Below are 15,812 nucleotides of genomic sequence, written 5' to 3' on the forward strand. Positions count from 1 at the left end.
TGAAATGCGGGAGGCTCACGCCGGGGCGAGGCCGAAGACGGGGCCGATGAACAGAAACGCCAGAATCAACTGGATTGCCAGGGCCACCCAGTTGGCCAGGATCAGGCCGGAATCAGACAGCATGGACACGAACCGGCCGAAGGCCGCGAACAGCCAGGCGAGCCCCAGGACGAGCTGCGCGATGGGCTGATCGTAGAAGAGGATCCCGGCAAAGCCCGCCCCCAGCCAGAAACCGCCGAGCGACCCGCGGATCTGCGCCAGCGCAGCGGGACGGGCCTGCCCGGCCGGCACGCCGGAGGCCCGCAGCGCAAGGCGCGGCGCGAACAGGTGGACCAGCCCGCCCAGAATGGTGGCGACGGCGGCAAGGAAGGGCAGCCAGTCGGCATTGGTGGTGGGCAGGGTGAATTCCATCGGGCAGCCAGTCCTGAAGTTGCGCGCGCGCCGCCCGCGACATGCGGCGGCAGGCGAATCATGATGACACCATAGGTGGCACGCATGGCTTGTCCGAACGTGGCTTCACCATTGCGTGATAGTTCAGAGAAAGCTTTGCGGATCCACGTCCACCTGCACCTGGACAGAGCCGCGCGGCTTCGGCGCTGCCGCAAACAGCGCCCGCAGGTAGGCCTGCATCGATTCCTGCCGTGGCCCATGGCACAGAAGACGGAAGCGATGGCGCCCGCGCAGCACGGCCAAGGGCGCCTCGGCCGGGCCGAGCACCTCGATCCCACCGTCTCCCGGCGCGGCGGCGCGCAGGGCGCGGCCGTATTCTTCCGCCTCGCGGCGCGTTGCGGCGGAAACGATGATCGCGGCCAGCCGGCCGAAGGGCGGCATCAGCGCCCGCTCCCGCTCCGTCACCTCGCGGGCATAGAACCGTTCGGCATCGCCGCTGGCGATGGCCTGCATGACCGGGTGTTCAGGCTGCCATGTCTGGATCAGCCCACGGCTGGCGCGTCCCGTGCGCCCCGCCCGGCCCGTCACCTGATGCAGAAGCTGGAAGGTCCGTTCGGCGGCGCGCGGATCGCCGTTGGAAAGGCCGAGATCGGCATCGATGGCGCCGACAAGCGTCATCAGCGGGAAGTGGTGCCCCTTGGCGACGAGCTGCGTGCCGATGACGATGTCCGCCTCGCCCTCGGCGATGGCGTCCAGCTCGCGGCGCATGCGCCGCGCTCCGCCCGGCAGGTCGGACGACAGGAGGACCGTGCGCGCATCGGGATAGCGTTCCAGCATCTCCTCGGCGATTCGCTCGACGCCCGGCCCGCACGGCACAAGATGGTCCACCGTGCCGCATTCGGGGCAGGCCTCGGGCCGCTTTTCGCTGTAGCCGCAGTGATGACAGACGAGCTGGCCGCGCAGCCGATGGTCGACCAGCCAGGTCGAGCACTGCTTGCACTGGAAGCGATGCCCGCAGGACCGGCACAGGGTGAGCGGCGCGTAGCCGCGTCGGTTGAGGAACAGGAGCGCCTGCTCGCCGCGCCGGACCGTTTCCTCGATGGCGGTGGCCAGCACCGGCGACACGAAGCGGCCGCGCTCGGGCGGGTGACGGCGCATATCGATGAGCGACAGTGCCGGCAACGCGGCGGATTCGAAGCGCGCGCCGAGGCGCAGATGGCCGTAACGGCCCTGCGCGGCGTTGACCCGGGTTTCCACCGAAGGCGTGGCCGATGCCAGCACCAGCGGCACCTTTTCGAGCGAGGCGCGCACCACGGCCATGTCGCGCGCATGATAGAAGGTGCGGTCTTCCTGCTTGTAGGCCGGGTCATGTTCCTCGTCGATGATGACGAGGCCGAGATCCTCGAACGGCAGGAACAGCGCGGAACGCGCGCCGGCGACCACCCGCACCCTGCCCTCCGCAACCTGCCGCCAGACCTTTTCACGCATGCGCGGCGGCGCATCCGAGTGCCATTCGGCGGGGGGCGCGCCGAACCGCGCGTGGAAACGGTCGATGAAGGCCTGCGTCAGCGCGATCTCGGGCAGGAGGATCAGAACCTGGCGCCCGGCATCGAGCGCCGCGGCCACCGCTTCGAAATAGACTTCCGTCTTGCCGGAGCCGGTGACGCCCTCCAGCAGCGTCGTGGAAAACCCGCCGTCCCGCACGGTCTGCGCCAGGCTGGCGGCTGCGTCCGCCTGTGCCTCGCTCAGTTTTGCGCGGCCATAGGCCGTATCCGGCGCGGCCACGGCCGGCGGGGGCGGCAGGCGCACAGGCTCGAACACGCCCTGCCGCACCAGGCCATCGACGACCGTGCTGGACACGCCGGCCGCGTGGGCAAGGCCGGACCGCGTCCATACGGGGTGTTCTTCGGCAGCCGCCAGAACGCGCGTGCGGGCCGGCGTCAGCCTGTCCGGACGGGCAGAGGCAAGCTGCAGCCCGTCGATCATCGGTTCCGGGTCGAATGCGGTCGGAGAGCGCAGCGCCATCCGCACGACGAGGCCGGGCGGCGACAGGGTGTAAGCGGCAACCCAGTCGATGAATCGCCGCATCGCCGGCTTGAGCGGCGGACAGTCGAACACGTGGGAAACGGCGCGCAACCGCTTGGGGTCGATGCCATCCGCCGTTTGGTCCCAGACGACACCGGCTACGGTGCGCGGCCCCAGCGGAACGGCAACGATGCTGCCGGGCGGAGCTTCGACCCCGTCCGGCAATGCGTAGGAGTATGGCCTGTCGGACGGCACGGGAACCAGCACAGACACGGTGCGCACCGCCGGCTCGGCATCCTCGCCGAACAGGCTGGCGACGGCCGAATGCGCCGCCTGTCTGCGGTATCGCGCCTGACCTGTCTTTGTGGGTTCGTCCATGCCCGCTGAGGTAACGATTGCAGGCGGCGATGAAAAGAGGGCGGCGTGGCGCCGCCCCTGCTCAAGCGTGCTGGAAGTGGCTTTCCAGGAAGTAGAGCGACTTGTCGATGCCGCGTCCGACCGCGGTGAAAAGATCGGCCGTCAGGTCGTCGCCGGCCTCGTCCGCCTCCTTGATGGCGTCGCGCAGAGCGCCGCCCCAGGTGGCGTAATTATCGGCGAGGCGCTTGAGATGCCCCATCGAATCGACGAGATCGAGCGGGTAAGGCTCGAGAAGCGACGCCTGCGATGCGGCCTGTACGGTACCCCGCGCCTGGCCGCCGAGTGCGGTGAGCCGCTCGGCGATGGAGTCGACATACTCCTCGGCCTCTTCGTGCAACTGGTCGAACAGCAGGTGCACCGACATGAAATTCGGTCCCTTGACGTTCCAGTGCGCCTGTTTGGCGGAATAGGCGAGGTCGATGGACGAGGCCAGATGCTTTTGCAGCAGCTCGACCATGGAGGTCCTCAGGTTTTCGTTCATGGAATTCTTGGTGGGGTGCAGGGTCACCTGCGGCTTCTTCGCCATGATGTCATGTCCCTTGGCTGTCTGGCGGACCTAACGCCCGCTTCTGCCTAGAACCGTCATGGCGGCGCTGAGTTCCTTCAAGGCTCTCCGGCTTCGCGCCGTCGTTCGCCGCGCGCCGCGGCCGCCTGCACCAGCGCCTCCAGCGAGGTCCGCATCTCTTCCCATTCGCGGCGGTCGCCGCTCATGCCGTAGCGCTCCGCGAGCGAGAAGGGCGAGATGTAGCCGATCCTGGTGCTGCCGCCATCGTCCCAGACCAGTATCCGCTGCGGAAGATCGATGGCGAGTTGCCGGTTTTCCTTCATCAGCGGGGTCGACAGTTTCGGCTTGGCAAATATGACGACCGTGGTCGGCGCGATGGTCTCCCCCACCTGCCGTGCGGCATCCTGATGGTCGATCACCGCCAGCACGACCGAACCCGAGCGCACCACCGCATCTTCCAGCCGCCGCGTCGTTTCCGCAACGTCGTGCCGGCTTTGCCGCACCACCCATTCATCCGCGGCCTCGGCGCGTCCGGCGACAAGAGAGACGGCCAGAAGGACGAGGGCCAGAAGGCCTCGACAGGATCGGGTCAAGCCGGCGGTCCATCTCCACATGCGGCTCTGGTGCTCCTCCGGTTGGCGTCAGTGGCTTGCCGGCAGACCGGCAAAGGCGCGCTCGCCCCACACGGCCCGCAGCGCCCGATCGCGCCCGCAACCGACGCGATAGGCCTCATAGCGTACGGGATTATTCTTTGCGAAGTCCTGATGGTAGTCTTCTGCGGCATAGAAGGGCAAGGCAGGAAGTATCTGCGTGGCCACGTCCTGTCCAAGCTCTTTGCGGACCGAATCTCTGGAAGCTTCGGCAGCCGCCTTTTCGGCGGGCGATGACGTGAATACCGCCGTGCGATACTGCGAGCCCTTGTCGCAGAACTGGCCGTTCGGATCGGTCGGGTCGATCGAATGCCAGAAGGCGTTCAGCAGAGCTTCATAGGTTACCTGCTGCGGATCGTACGTCACCTGCACCGCTTCCATGTGCCCGGTATCGCCGGCAATGACCTGCGGATAGGTCGGGTTCTGCGTCTTGCCGCCGGTGAACCCGGAGACGGCCGAAACCACACCGGGAATCGATTCCAGATGCGATTCCACCGACCAGAAACACCCGCCGGCAAAGACGGCGGTCTGTTCGGCGGCCATGGCGGTTCCGCCGGCCAGCGAGGCGGCGAGCCCGAAGGCGAATGCGATACGACTTGGCATGCCTGCCTCCACGAAATTCGATCGAGGCGGCATGCTCGCCGTACTTTACGCCGAAGTGAAGGCCGAAACGACAACGCCGCCGGCATGGCCGACGGCGTCACCTGCACTTTGCGGGTGCGGAAGGGTCAGACGCGCCGCTCGACCATCATCTTCTTGATCTCGGCGATCGCCTTCGCCGGGTTCAGGCCCTTCGGGCAGGTCTGCGTGCAGTTCATGATGGTATGGCAGCGATACAGCCGGAACGGATCCTCGAGATTGTCGAGCCGCTCGCCGGTTGCCTCATCGCGGGAATCGATCAACCAGCGGTACGCCTGCAGCAGCACGGCCGGACCGAGATAGCGGTCGCCATTCCACCAATAGGACGGGCACGAGGTCTGGCAGCAGAAGCAGAGAATGCACTCGTAGAGGCCGTCCAGCTTCTCGCGGTCTGCGTGGCTCTGCCGCCATTCCTTTTCGGGAGCCGGCGTTTCCGTCTTCAGCCAGGGCTCGATCGAGCGCAACTGGGCATAGGGCACCGTCAGGTCGGGTACGAGATCCTTGACGACAGGCATATGCGGCAGCGGGTAGATCTTCACCGCGCCCGACACCTCGTCCATGCCCTTGGTGCAGGCAAGCGTGTTGGTGCCGTCGATATTCATGGCGCAGGACCCGCAAATGCCCTCGCGGCAGGAACGGCGCAGCGTCAGCGTGGCGTCGACATTGTTCTTGATCCAAAGAAGGGCATCCAGAACCATCGGCCCGCAATCGTCGAGATCGACGTAATAGGTGTCGATTCGCGGATTTGCCCCGTCATCCGGCGACCAGCGGTAAACGGCGAATTCGCGCACATTTGCCGTGCCCTGGGGCTTCGGCCAGACCTTACCCTTCGATGGCCGGGAATTCCGGGGGAGGCTGAGTTCGACCATGGACCTGTCCTGAACGTATCTCTGAAAGCCCTGAAGGTGCTTTTAGAATGGGCCTAAACATAAAAATTTCGCAGCGCAACAGGCTTGCGTAATTCAATCGGTTCATCCCATCGGCAGTCCCGGATAAATGCCGAAGGACCGCGATCCGGAGCGCGCGTCCGCCGCCACTGCCAGCCGCACCGCCTCTACCGTGCCGGGCGCGACCAGCTTCATCTCCTCGCCCATCTCCGCCGCATCCACCAGGGTACGGCTCAACGTCGCCGGCACGCCGAGATCGCGGATCGCTCCGATGCCGTTGCCGATACGGGCCGCCGGGTCCGCCTTGCCGATGTCGTGGATATGGACCGACAGGACGCGCCCGGGAAAGCGCCGGGCGATGTCATGGTAGATGGCCGTGTCTTCCTGCCCCGAGTCGCCGATCAGGATGAATGGCAGGTCCGGATAGGCCGACAGGAGCTGCTCGATCATCCGGACCTTGTGGCCGTTATGCCGCCTCAGGATCCAGTCCAGCCCGTCGCCGGACAGGTTGCGCAGCAGCATCGGACCGCGCGGGATGCCGCGCAGCGCCATGAACCGGTCGTACAGGTCGAACAGGTTCCACGGGCTGGACGAAACGTAGAAGATCGGGTTCGTCTCGGGTCCGTCCGCGCCATCGGCGAGTGCGCGATAGAATTCCGCGACACCGGGAAACGCCACGCGGCTTTCGGGCGAGTTGGCCGTCACGATGCGCCAATGCTTGATGATCTCGCTGGCGCCCGTATGGACGATCGTGTCGTCGATGTCGGACACGATGACGAAGCGTGCGCGCGGCGATACGACACGCACCAGCCCTTCGCCGGCCAGCGTCACCGGCGCATAGCCGGGCGCGTGTTCCAGCGACAGATTGACCGTCATCCAGGGCGCGTGGTCCGGCGGGGCGGCATCCGCCGCCACCTCGAAATAGCCCCCATGGTCGCTGAAGGCGACGCCGGACGCTGCGCCGGCCCGCCAGCGCACGCGCGCGCCTGCGATCTCGTCGGTCTCATACCGCTTGAATGTCAGCCACAGATTGTGCAGCGCCGAGGTGGTATGGGGTGCCGAGACGACACCTTCGTCTTCCAGCACCCGGCCCCGCAGCCACAAGCCTCCCTGGCCGGTAAAGCCGAGATAGGGCATCAGCATGGGCGGATCGATGAAGCCGAGCCGTCGCTTCACGGCGAAACGCGATGCGCGCCAGGTACGCCCGATGGTTGTTGCTATCCGCCGCGACACTCCAGACTTCATGAAATCCGACTTAGCAGATGGATCGTGCCGCTGAAAGTGCGCCTAGCCCGGTAAAGGCGGGGCGTCCGCATCGAATGTGCCGCCGTGGCAGGTTCGCATCGTATCGTTGAGGAAAGTGAAGATCGCCTGCTGGTCGGGCTGGCTGACCCGGCCATCCGACAGCATCCTGTCTGCAGCCGGCGGCGAAACGGCGGTCGCCACCAGATAGTCGCGCTGGGGAGCGGACAGTTGCGTCTGCGACCGCTCGGCAAGGCAGCGGCAGGCCTGCGGCGACATATCCTTCATCTGGACGCCGCACAGGCCGGCGATAAGGCCAACCTCGTCGCCCTCGCCCGGTGTCGGAAACATCTGCTGCGGCGGCGCGCCGCCGTCCTGCGCCCCGGCCGGGCCCATTGCCAGCGCCAGAGCGCCTGCGCACAGAGCCAGTGTCAGGATATTCCAGTCATGTCGCACTACCGCATCCTCCCGGAACGGCGCCCCCGGGAAGAAATGCTAATCCGTGGGGAAGTTTTGTCAAAGCCTACCAGCGATAATTGCGCGGCACGCCGCCACCGCGCAGGGCCCACGCCCACAGGCCGACGCGCAACCGGCCGCGCACCCGCGCCTGCCGCAGGAACGGCATCAGCCCGCGCTGGCGGCGCAGGCGGCTGCGGTCGTAGCTTTCCGCGATGACACTGGGCGCGTCGGCCTGCCGGATCGGCAGGGGCGATACATAGGCGACATCGCAACCGTGCATTGATGGATTGGCGAGATAATCGTCGAACGGCATGAGATCGCGCCCTGCCGCCGCGATCAGCCTTTCGGCAGCCCGGCGTGTCACGACATAGGCTGCCGAGCCGGACGACGGCTTCAGCGAGCGGACAAGCGTTTCCGCGCCAAGCGAGGCCATTTTGACGGCCGGCCGCGAGCCGGACAGGCGGATCGCTTCCAGACGCACCACGTCGAAGGGGGTGTCGAGGCCGCACAGCGCTTCGAGCACCGGTGCCGTGCGCGGACCGGGCACCGCGTCATCCTCCAGAATGAGGGCAAGCTCGTGCTCACCGGACAGGAAGCAGCGCAGCGCAACGATATGGCTGGCGAAGCAGGCCTCCTGCACGAGCAGGTATTCGCGGCCCCGCACCGTGCTGTAGCCCAGCCCGGCAGGCGGCAGGGCAATGGACAGGCCACGTGTATCCAGCACCGCCTGCGGTTGCAGGCGGGCATCCAGCGCCGGCACGCGCTTGAGCGGGTAAGGCAAAGGGGAGAACGCTGCGGCCAGCGCCTGCCAGCGCTCTGGAGAGCGATTCAGATTGATGGCGTAGATGCCGAGCGAACGTTTCATGCAACCTCGCTGCCGCGGCCGGGCACGGATGGCCCGGCCGTGGACGCGATGTCAGTACACCCGCTTCTTCGGCTTGATGTACTCGATCTCGTTCGACAGCGTGTAGGTGTGAACCGGCCGGTCCGCAAGCTGCACCGTCTTGCCCGCCATGTCGGCGAAGGCCAGCGTGTGCTTCATCCAGTTCTGGTCGTCGCGATCGGGGAAATCCTCGCGGGCATGTGCGCCGCGCGATTCCTGGCGGGCCAGGGCGGAATCCATCGTCACCACCGCCTGGCAGATCAGATTGTCGTATTCCAGCGTCTCGACAAGGTCGGTATTCCAGATCAGCGAGCGATCCGTCACCTGGACGTCTTCGGAATTGGCCCACACCTCGTGGATCTTGTGATGGCCTTCTTCCAGCACCTCGCCGGTGCGGAAGACGGCGCAGTTGTTCTGCATCGTCTTCTGCATGGCAAGGCGAAGCTGCGCCGTCGGCGTGCCGCCCTTGGCGTTGCGGAAGCGGTCCAGCCGCGACACGGCAAGATCGCCGGCATCGGCCGGCAGCGGTGCCTGGGATGCCCCGGCCTCTACCGTCTCGACGCAGCGCAACGCGGCGGCGCGGCCGAAGACCACGAGATCGATGAGCGAATTGGAGCCGAGGCGGTTGGCTCCGTGCACCGACACGCAGGCTGCCTCGCCCACGGCCATCAGGCCCTGCACCACGGTATCCGGGTTGCCGTTCCGCAGCGTCAGCACTTCGCCGTGGTAGTTGGTCGGGATGCCGCCCATGTTGTAGTGGACGGTCGGCAGGACGGGGATCGGCTCCTTCGTCACGTCAACCCCGGCGAAGATGCGGGCGCTTTCCGAAATACCGGGCAGGCGCTCGTGCAGGATCTTCGGATCCAGATGGTCGAGGTGCAGGAAGATGTGGTCCTTGCCCTTGCCGACGCCGCGGCCCTCGCGGATCTCCATCGTCATCGAGCGCGAGACGACGTCGCGCGACGCCAGGTCCTTGGCGGACGGCGCGTACCGCTCCATGAAGCGCTCACCCTCCGAATTCGTCAGGTAGCCGCCTTCGCCGCGCGCGCCCTCGGTGATCAGGCAGCCTGCGCCGTAGATACCGGTGGGGTGGAACTGCACGAACTCCATGTCCTGCAGCGGCAGGCCGGCACGCAGCACCATGGCATTGCCGTCGCCGGTGCAGGTGTGGGCCGACGTCGCCGAGAAATAGGCGCGGCCATAGCCGCCGGTGGCGAGGATCGTCTTCTGGGCGCGGAACCGATGCAGCGTGCCGTCATCGAGGCAAAGCGCCACGACGCCACGGCAGACGCCATCGGAATCCATGATCAGATCGATCGCGAAATACTCGATGAAGAATTCCGACGCGTAGCGCAGCGACTGGCCGTACAGCGTATGCAGGATGGCATGGCCGGTGCGGTCGGCGGCGGCGCAGGTGCGCTGGGCGGGGGGCCCCTCGCCGAAATCGGTTGTCATGCCGCCGAAGGGGCGCTGGTAGATCTTGCCATCCTGCGTCCGCGAGAAGGGCACGCCGAAATGCTCCAGCTCGTAGACGGCGGCGGGCGCGTTGCGCACCAGATACTCGATGGCGTCCTGGTCGCCCAGCCAGTCCGAGCCCTTGACGGTATCGAACATGTGCCAGCGCCAGTTGTCCGGCCCCATATTGCCGAGAGAGGCGGCGACGCCGCCCTGCGCGGCCACGGTATGCGAGCGGGTCGGGAATACCTTGGTGATGCAGGCGGTGCGCAGGCCGGCCTGGGCGGCGCCCAGTGTGGCGCGCAGGCCGGCGCCGCCGGCCCCCACCACGACGACATCGAACGTATGGTCGGTGAAGGTGTAGGCGGCGCCGTTGGCGGCAGGCGCGACGCGATGGGGTTGTGCTTTGCCGTTTGGTGTGTCGGCCATATCGTTCAAGCTCCGAAGCTCAGCCGCACGATCGCGTAGAGACTAGCGAGCGCGATGGCGGCCGAGAAGAATGTGCTGGCGAGGATGGCGAGGATGCGCGCTGCGCCGTGCAGATAGTCCTCGATCACGATCTGCATGCCGAGGCGCATGTGGATGGCAGCAGAAGTGATGGTGGCTGCCATCGCGATGCCGACGAAGGGGTTGCCGAAGGCTGCCCGCACATCCGCGTAAGTGCCGGAAGACAGGCGCACAACGAGGATTAGGAAGAAGGTGACGAGGAACAGGTTGGCGACGGCGGTAACCCGCTGCATCCAGAAGTGGCCCGTGCCCTCCTTGGCCGAGCCGAGCCCGCGTACCCTGCCGAGAGGCGTTCTCATGTCCATGATCCGCTCTCCTGTCAGCCGAAGATCAGTATGCCGAGCCATAGCAGCGCGGTCAGCCCGAGAGAGCCGACCAGCGTCGCGATGGCGAGCTTGGTGGAAGTGCTTTTTTCGAGCCCATGGCCGGTATCCCACACGAAGTGGCGCAGGCCACCCAGCATATGATGCAGCAGGGCCCAGCTATAGCCGAACAGGATGAGACGGCCGACGATGGAGCCGAAGAACCACGATGCCGTCGCAAATGCATCGGGCCCGCTGGCCGCCGCCACCAGCCACCACGTCACCAGCAGCGTACCGAAAAACAGTGCGCAGCCGGTGATGCGGTGGAGGATCGACATCGCCATGGTGGGGCGGAAACGATAGATCGTCAGATGCGGCGAAAGCGGCCGTTCGGATTTGAACTCCGACAAAGCGATTCTCCTGTTGGGCGGGCATTCCGGCCTGCATGGATACGGCCGGATCGATAGAATGTCGAAACGGCGCCGCCCACCTGGCGCCGAATGGAGCGCTTCTAAAACACCTTTTGCACCCGCGAAATCAAGCGTCCTGCAAAAGATTGCGTGCCTGCACCCAATTCCTAATCGATTAAGCGGTTTGCCGCCTGTCCCGCGCGCCGAAACAGGGGCGCCGCGCCGCAGCATGAACGCGAATCAGCGGTCGATGAAGCGGATCATATAACTGGTCCAGTCGGCCGGTTCGGCGATGCGGGCATAGAGGTTGCGGCCCGTATCCGCATTGCGTGGCGCCTGCAGGACGAGGCGCGACCACCCCCTGCCCTCGCCCTCGTCGGCCAGAAGATCCACCATGGCCTTGGCAATGCCTTTGCGACGGTGCCGCATATCCACATAGATATGGTCTGCAAGGCCGGACCGCATGCCGGTCCATGGGTCTGGAAGGTCGTAGAAGACGAGGAAGCCGACCAGCTCCCCGTCGATTCGCGCGCCGAGGATTTCGCCCGTGCGGTCCTGCAGCAACTGCTCCGCGTAGTAGGTGTCCGGCGCGCCGGGCGCGCCGCGAAACATTGCCTGGTTGTACGCGGCCAGAAGCGGCGCAAGGTCCCGTGCATCCTTGAGACGCAGGAGGGAGATGTCGATATCCGGGGCCGCTACAGGTTCCATCAACGCTTCAATGCCCAATCGGTGGCTGCAAGGCAAGGCACATCGGATAGCGCGTCGCCGCGCTACCCGATGCGGGACAATTTACGCCCAGTCGCGGATATCCACGAAATGGCCGGCAACGGCCGCCGCCGCCGCCATCGCCGGCGAGACCAGATGGGTCCGCCCCTTGAAGCCCTGGCGCCCCTCGAAGTTGCGGTTGGAGGTGGATGCACAGCGCTCGTTGGGCGCCAGCCTGTCGGCATTCATGCCGAGGCACATGGAGCATCCGGGCTCCCGCCAGTCGAAGCCGGCCTCGATGAAGATGCGGTCCAGCCCCTCGGCCTCGGCCTGGGCCTTCACCAGGCCGGAGCCCGGCACGATCATGGCGGAGACGCTGTCCGCCACCTTGCGCCCCTTCACGTAGTCGGCCGCCTGCCGCAGATCTTCTATGCGACCGTTGGTGCAGGACCCGATGAAGACGCGGTCGATGGCGATGTCCGTCATCCGCGTGCCGGGCGTCAGGCCCATATAGTCCAGCGCGCGGCGCTTGGTGGCGCGCTTGGCTTCGTCGGCGATGTCGTCCGGGTTCGGCACGACACCGTTGATGGATACGACGTCCTCGGGGCTGGAGCCCCATGTGACGATGGGCGGCAGGCTTGCCGCGTCCAGACGCACCACCTTGTCGAAATGGGCGCCCTCGTCCGTGTGGAGCGTGCGCCAATAATCGACGGCACGCTCGAACGCGTTGCCCTGCGGCGCGCGCGGACGACCCTCGATGTAGCGGAAGGTGGTGTCGCCGGGGGCGATAAGGCCGGCGCGCGCGCCCCCCTCGATCGACATGTTGCAGACCGTCATGCGGCCTTCCATCGACAAAGCGCGAATGGCTTCGCCGGCATATTCGATGACGTAGCCCGTGCCGCCGGCGGTGCCGATCTCGCCGATGATGGCGAGGATAATGTCCTTGGCGGTCACACCGGCCGGCGCCTGCCCGTCCACCTGGACGAGCATGTTGCGCGCCTTGTTCTGGATCAGGGTCTGGGTGGCCAGCACATGCTCCACCTCGGAGGTGCCGATACCGTGCGCCAGCGCGCCGAACGCACCATGGGTGGAGGTGTGGCTGTCGCCGCACACGATGGTCATGCCCGGCAAGGTGAAGCCCTGCTCCGGCCCGATGATGTGGACGATGCCCTGTCGCCGGTCCACCTCGTTGAAGTATTCGACGCCGAACTCGGCCGCGTTGCGGGCCAGCGCCTCCACCTGGATGCGGCTTTCCTCGTCGGCGATGCCGGCGCTGCGGTCGCTGGTGGGAACGTTATGATCCACGACGGCCAGCGTGCGCGACGGCTGGCGGACGCGCCGCCCCGCCATGCGCAGCCCCTCGAAGGCCTGCGGGCTCGTTACTTCGTGCACGAGATGGCGGTCGATGTAGAGCAGGCCGGCGCCGCCGGACAGGGTCTCGATCAGGTGTTCGTCCCAGATCTTGTCGTAGAGTGTGCGTGGATTGGCGCTCATGATCGGTCTTTTCAGGGTTCGCCGGCCCGGTCGCTGGTGCTGGACATGGGCTGCGGCTCAAATTGATATCGTCAGACGAGAAGCGGGCCTTGCTGCCCGGTGCGTCAGCCCAGAAGGTAGACGGCGGAAATCTGCCGATAGAAGAACCGGCCCGGCAGGCGCGCGCGATCGTCCAGCGGGGAATAACCCAGCGTGGTCGGCAGCAGGCCCGGATAGGAGCGACAACGGTTCATGACCTGAAATTATCAACTGGATGGAATGGTTACAAGCTGGAGGACGGAACCGCCAAAACAAAAAGGGCGGCCCGAAGACCGCCCTGCCTGTCTGCCATGCACTGACAGCGCGCGGATTACTCCGCGGCGTCGGTCTGCTGCTTGGCGGCCTGCTTGGCGGCATCGGCCCGGGCGCGCTCTTCGGCGGCAAGGGCGCGGACATCGTCGTTCAGCTTGCGGGCGCGGGAGTTGGTCGCCTCCACGATACGAGCCGACTTACCGCGACGATCGCGCAGGTAGTAAAGCTTGGCGCGGCGGACGCGGCCACGACGTACGACCTCGACCGATTCGACCAGCGGCGAGTAAACCGGGAACACGCGCTCCACGCCTTCGCCGTAAGAAATCTTGCGGACGGTGAAGCTTTCCTGCAGGCCGGCGCCGGCGCGGGAGATGCAGACACCTTCATAGGCCTGGACGCGGGTACGCGTGCCTTCCGTGACGCGGACGTTCACGCGCAGCGTATCGCCGGGCGAGAAGGACGGAAAGGTGCGGATGGCGGAGATACGCGCGACTTCGGCTGCGTTCAGCTCGGAAATGATATCCATGAGGGTGCCTCTCTTAATTTCATGCCGGATTATTGGCCGGTCATGGCCGTCGAAACGGTCAAGTTCTTCTGAGGAAATCAGGCGGGCTCATACAACAGCTTGCGGCACATGTCGAGCCTGCATCGTCAAGTTCATGCGCTTTCGGGCGGGGGCAGAAGATCGGGGCGCCGTTCACGCGTCAGCCGCTCGGCTTCGCTGCGCCGCCAGCGCGCAATGGCGCCATGGTCGCCCGACGTCAGGATCGGGGGTATGCCCCGTCCTTCCCACTCGGCGGGCCGTGTATAATGGGGATGCTCCAGCAGCCCGCCCTCGAAGCTTTCCGCCTCTCCCGATTCCGCGTTGCCCATCACGCCGGGCAGCAGACGCACGATTGCATCCAGCATCACCAGCGCCGCCATCTCGCCGCCCGACAGGATGTAATCGCCGATGGATATCTCTGTCAGGCCCCGGCCTTCGATGACCCGTTCGTCGACGCCCTCGAACCGTCCGCAGACGATGACCGCGCCCGGGCCGGATGCGATCTCGCGCACCAGGTCCTGCTTCAGCGGCCGGCCGCGCGGGCTCATCAGATAGCGCGGCCGCGGATCGCCCGGCGCGGAGGCCGCATCGATGGCCGCCGCCAGCACGTCGGCGCGAAGCACCATGCCGGCGGAGCCGCCGGACGGCGTGTCGTCCACCGTGCGGTGGCGTCCGACGCCAAACTCGCGGATATGTGTCGTTTCGAGGGCCCAGTCGCCGCGTTCCAGCGCTCGGCCGGCCAGCGACTGGCCGAGGGGGCCGGGAAACATGTCCGGATAGAGCGTGACGATGGAAGCGCGAAACATGATGGCCCGTCCGTCAGCCGAGATCGTCTTCTTCGGAACGCACCTCGATGGCGCCCTCCAGCCCGGCCGCCACCGGCTCCACCAGTATGTAGCCGAGCTCCAGGTCGATCTCCGGCACCGCCGCTTCGGTGAAGGGGATCATCACGCTGGCGCCGGTCTCGGGCTTGATCTCCAGCACGTCGCCGGCGCCGAAATCGTGAAAGGCGATGACCTCTCCCACCATGTCGCCGCGCGTCGTGCGGACATCCAGGCCGATCAGGTCGGCCTGGTAGAAATCGTCGCCCTCGTCCGGCAGCGCCGACCGGTCGACGAACAACTCTGTCCCGTTGAGGCGCTCGGCATGGTTGCGGTCCGTCACTTCCTTGAAGCGGACGATCACCACCGTTTTCTGCGCCCGCGCGGAAGCCACCGTGTAGCGCACGCCGGCCTTGTCCACCAACGGGCCATAGGCCCCGACATCGGTAGGGTCGGCGGTGAAGCTGCGCACCCGGCATTCGCCGCGGATGCCATGCGCACCGCCGATGGTTGCCAGAAGCACGGGGTTTTCAAGCTCGGTCATGCGCGCACACTCCTGAACGGATTCCGGGCGGCAGTGGCCTGCCGCCCGGTACGATGAAGGGTTGGGAAACCGGCCGCGCAGCGGGGCGCGGCGCATGAAGCCTTATTCGGCTTCGGCAGCTTCCGTGGCTTCCGGCTTGGCGGCAGCTTCCGCGGCGGCGGCAGCGGCGTCTTCCTCGCGCTGGCGACGCTCGGCCTCGCGCTCCTGCGCCTTCTTGCCGGGCTGGGCCTTGACCGGGTTGGAACGGGTCGGACGGTTGGCAATGCCGGCCTTGTCCAGGAAGCGCAGCACGCGGTCGGTCGGCTGTGCGCCTTCGCCCAGCCAATGCTTGATGCGATCTTCCTTGAGCGAGACGCGCTCGGCGTCCTTCGGCAGCATCGGGTTCCATGCGCCGACCGTCTCGATGAAGCGGCCGTCGCGCGGCGAGCGGGCGTCTGCCACGACGATGTGATAGTAGGGGCGCTTCTTGGAGCCGGCACGGGCAAGGCGCAGTTTCAGGGACATTTCGTATTTCCTTCTTTGCTGATCTTCGGGCCCGTCGGGCCGCTTTCATGCGGTTGGATGCGAAGCGGCGGAACGCCGCTATTTCTTGCGTGGCAGGCCGGGCAAGCCCGGGAAGCCGCTACCGAGGCCGGGCAATCC

Annotated in this window: 19 protein-coding genes; all 19 read right to left on the reverse strand. The window is 66.3% G+C overall.

Features of this window, described 5'->3' with window-relative positions; all coding sequences use genetic code 11:
- Positions 1 to 15 precede the first annotated feature (15 nt).
- Positions 16 to 411 (reverse strand): AGROH133_08824 family phage infection protein, encoded by a 396-nt coding sequence (locus tag AUL31_RS09920; protein ID WP_060605159.1) that lies wholly within the window; start codon positions 409 to 411, stop codon positions 16 to 18.
- Positions 412 to 534: 123 nt separating this feature from the next.
- A complete protein-coding gene (locus tag AUL31_RS09925) occupies positions 535 to 2,793 on the reverse strand; it encodes a primosomal protein N' (RefSeq protein WP_082646882.1) in 2,259 nt (752 codons plus the stop codon).
- Positions 2,794 to 2,854: 61 nt separating this feature from the next.
- Entirely contained in the window at positions 2,855 to 3,358 is a 504-nt protein-coding gene (dps, locus tag AUL31_RS09930) for a DNA starvation/stationary phase protection protein Dps (RefSeq protein ID WP_060605161.1), read from the reverse strand.
- A gap of 77 nt (positions 3,359 to 3,435) precedes the next feature.
- Positions 3,436 to 3,930 carry a DUF302 domain-containing protein gene (locus AUL31_RS09935; RefSeq protein ID WP_060605164.1) on the reverse strand — a complete coding sequence of 165 codons (495 nt, stop codon included), beginning with the start codon at positions 3,928 to 3,930 and terminating at the stop codon, positions 3,436 to 3,438.
- A 48-nt stretch (positions 3,931 to 3,978) separates the two neighbouring features.
- Positions 3,979 to 4,590: a peptide-methionine (S)-S-oxide reductase MsrA gene (msrA, locus tag AUL31_RS09940; protein ID WP_060605167.1), complete on the reverse strand. Its 612-nt coding sequence runs from the start codon at positions 4,588 to 4,590 to the stop codon at positions 3,979 to 3,981.
- Between the two features lie 125 nt (positions 4,591 to 4,715).
- Positions 4,716 to 5,495, reverse strand: coding sequence for a succinate dehydrogenase iron-sulfur subunit (locus AUL31_RS09945; protein ID WP_060605171.1), 780 nt, complete (start codon positions 5,493 to 5,495; stop codon positions 4,716 to 4,718).
- A 102-nt stretch (positions 5,496 to 5,597) separates the two neighbouring features.
- A complete protein-coding gene (locus AUL31_RS09950) occupies positions 5,598 to 6,689 on the reverse strand; it encodes an App1 family protein (protein WP_159439794.1) in 1,092 nt (363 codons plus the stop codon).
- Positions 6,690 to 6,800: 111 nt separating this feature from the next.
- A complete protein-coding gene (locus tag AUL31_RS09955) occupies positions 6,801 to 7,211 on the reverse strand; it encodes a hypothetical protein (protein ID WP_143190174.1) in 411 nt (136 codons plus the stop codon).
- A gap of 67 nt (positions 7,212 to 7,278) precedes the next feature.
- Positions 7,279 to 8,079, reverse strand: a complete 801-nt coding sequence (locus tag AUL31_RS09960; RefSeq protein ID WP_060605180.1) for a glycosyltransferase family 25 protein — start codon at positions 8,077 to 8,079, stop codon at positions 7,279 to 7,281.
- A 51-nt stretch (positions 8,080 to 8,130) separates the two neighbouring features.
- Positions 8,131 to 9,981, reverse strand: a complete 1,851-nt coding sequence (sdhA, locus tag AUL31_RS09965; RefSeq protein WP_060605183.1) for a succinate dehydrogenase flavoprotein subunit — start codon at positions 9,979 to 9,981, stop codon at positions 8,131 to 8,133.
- A gap of 5 nt (positions 9,982 to 9,986) precedes the next feature.
- Positions 9,987 to 10,364 carry a succinate dehydrogenase, hydrophobic membrane anchor protein gene (gene sdhD, locus AUL31_RS09970; protein ID WP_143190173.1) on the reverse strand — a complete coding sequence of 126 codons (378 nt, stop codon included), beginning with the start codon at positions 10,362 to 10,364 and terminating at the stop codon, positions 9,987 to 9,989.
- A 14-nt stretch (positions 10,365 to 10,378) separates the two neighbouring features.
- Positions 10,379 to 10,771 (reverse strand): succinate dehydrogenase, cytochrome b556 subunit, encoded by a 393-nt coding sequence (gene sdhC, locus AUL31_RS20690; RefSeq protein WP_060605186.1) that lies wholly within the window; start codon positions 10,769 to 10,771, stop codon positions 10,379 to 10,381.
- A 240-nt stretch (positions 10,772 to 11,011) separates the two neighbouring features.
- The gene (locus tag AUL31_RS09980) at positions 11,012 to 11,479 is read right to left on the reverse strand and encodes a GNAT family N-acetyltransferase (RefSeq protein ID WP_060605189.1); all 468 of its coding nucleotides are present in this window, start codon (positions 11,477 to 11,479) and stop codon (positions 11,012 to 11,014) included.
- A gap of 81 nt (positions 11,480 to 11,560) precedes the next feature.
- On the reverse strand, positions 11,561 to 12,970 hold the full coding sequence (gene leuC, locus AUL31_RS09985) for a 3-isopropylmalate dehydratase large subunit (RefSeq protein WP_060605193.1): 1,410 nt from the start codon (positions 12,968 to 12,970) through the stop codon (positions 11,561 to 11,563).
- Between the two features lie 104 nt (positions 12,971 to 13,074).
- On the reverse strand, positions 13,075 to 13,203 hold the full coding sequence (locus AUL31_RS20795) for a hypothetical protein (protein WP_269757812.1): 129 nt from the start codon (positions 13,201 to 13,203) through the stop codon (positions 13,075 to 13,077).
- Positions 13,204 to 13,319: 116 nt separating this feature from the next.
- A complete protein-coding gene (rplS, locus tag AUL31_RS09990; protein ID WP_060605196.1) occupies positions 13,320 to 13,787 on the reverse strand; it encodes a 50S ribosomal protein L19 in 468 nt (155 codons plus the stop codon).
- Between the two features lie 131 nt (positions 13,788 to 13,918).
- Entirely contained in the window at positions 13,919 to 14,611 is a 693-nt protein-coding gene (gene trmD / locus AUL31_RS09995) for a tRNA (guanosine(37)-N1)-methyltransferase TrmD (RefSeq protein ID WP_192842519.1), read from the reverse strand.
- A gap of 13 nt (positions 14,612 to 14,624) precedes the next feature.
- Positions 14,625 to 15,170, reverse strand: coding sequence for a ribosome maturation factor RimM (rimM, locus tag AUL31_RS10000; protein ID WP_060605203.1), 546 nt, complete (start codon positions 15,168 to 15,170; stop codon positions 14,625 to 14,627).
- Between the two features lie 102 nt (positions 15,171 to 15,272).
- The gene (gene rpsP / locus AUL31_RS10005) at positions 15,273 to 15,674 is read right to left on the reverse strand and encodes a 30S ribosomal protein S16 (protein WP_060605206.1); all 402 of its coding nucleotides are present in this window, start codon (positions 15,672 to 15,674) and stop codon (positions 15,273 to 15,275) included.
- Positions 15,675 to 15,812 lie beyond the last annotated feature (138 nt).

Origin of the sequence: Aureimonas altamirensis, from assembly GCF_001463885.1 — a bacterium.
GTDB lineage: Bacteria > Pseudomonadota > Alphaproteobacteria > Rhizobiales > Rhizobiaceae > Aureimonas > Aureimonas altamirensis.

Bases quoted from the DNA above. Each gene is read 5' to 3' on its own strand.
- AUL31_RS09920 (WP_060605159.1), bottom strand. From the start codon at position 411: ATGGAATTCACCCTGCCCACCACCAATGCCGACTGGCTGCCCTTCCTT.
- AUL31_RS09925 (WP_082646882.1), bottom strand. From the start codon at position 2,793: ATGGACGAACCCACAAAGACAGGTCAGGCGCGATACCGCAGACAGGCG.
- dps (WP_060605161.1), bottom strand. From the start codon at position 3,358: ATGGCGAAGAAGCCGCAGGTGACCCTGCACCCCACCAAGAATTCCATG.
- msrA (WP_060605167.1), bottom strand. From the start codon at position 4,590: ATGCCAAGTCGTATCGCATTCGCCTTCGGGCTCGCCGCCTCGCTGGCC.
- AUL31_RS09945 (WP_060605171.1), bottom strand. From the start codon at position 5,495: ATGGTCGAACTCAGCCTCCCCCGGAATTCCCGGCCATCGAAGGGTAAG.
- AUL31_RS09960 (WP_060605180.1), bottom strand. From the start codon at position 8,079: ATGAAACGTTCGCTCGGCATCTACGCCATCAATCTGAATCGCTCTCCA.
- sdhA (WP_060605183.1), bottom strand. From the start codon at position 9,981: ATGGCCGACACACCAAACGGCAAAGCACAACCCCATCGCGTCGCGCCT.
- sdhD (WP_143190173.1), bottom strand. From the start codon at position 10,364: ATGGACATGAGAACGCCTCTCGGCAGGGTACGCGGGCTCGGCTCGGCC.
- AUL31_RS09980 (WP_060605189.1), bottom strand. From the start codon at position 11,479: ATGGAACCTGTAGCGGCCCCGGATATCGACATCTCCCTCCTGCGTCTC.
- leuC (WP_060605193.1), bottom strand. From the start codon at position 12,970: ATGAGCGCCAATCCACGCACACTCTACGACAAGATCTGGGACGAACAC.
- AUL31_RS20795 (WP_269757812.1), bottom strand. From the start codon at position 13,203: ATGAACCGTTGTCGCTCCTATCCGGGCCTGCTGCCGACCACGCTGGGT.
- rplS (WP_060605196.1), bottom strand. From the start codon at position 13,787: ATGGATATCATTTCCGAGCTGAACGCAGCCGAAGTCGCGCGTATCTCC.
- trmD (WP_192842519.1), bottom strand. From the start codon at position 14,611: ATGTTTCGCGCTTCCATCGTCACGCTCTATCCGGACATGTTTCCCGGC.
- rimM (WP_060605203.1), bottom strand. From the start codon at position 15,170: ATGACCGAGCTTGAAAACCCCGTGCTTCTGGCAACCATCGGCGGTGCG.
- rpsP (WP_060605206.1), bottom strand. From the start codon at position 15,674: ATGTCCCTGAAACTGCGCCTTGCCCGTGCCGGCTCCAAGAAGCGCCCC.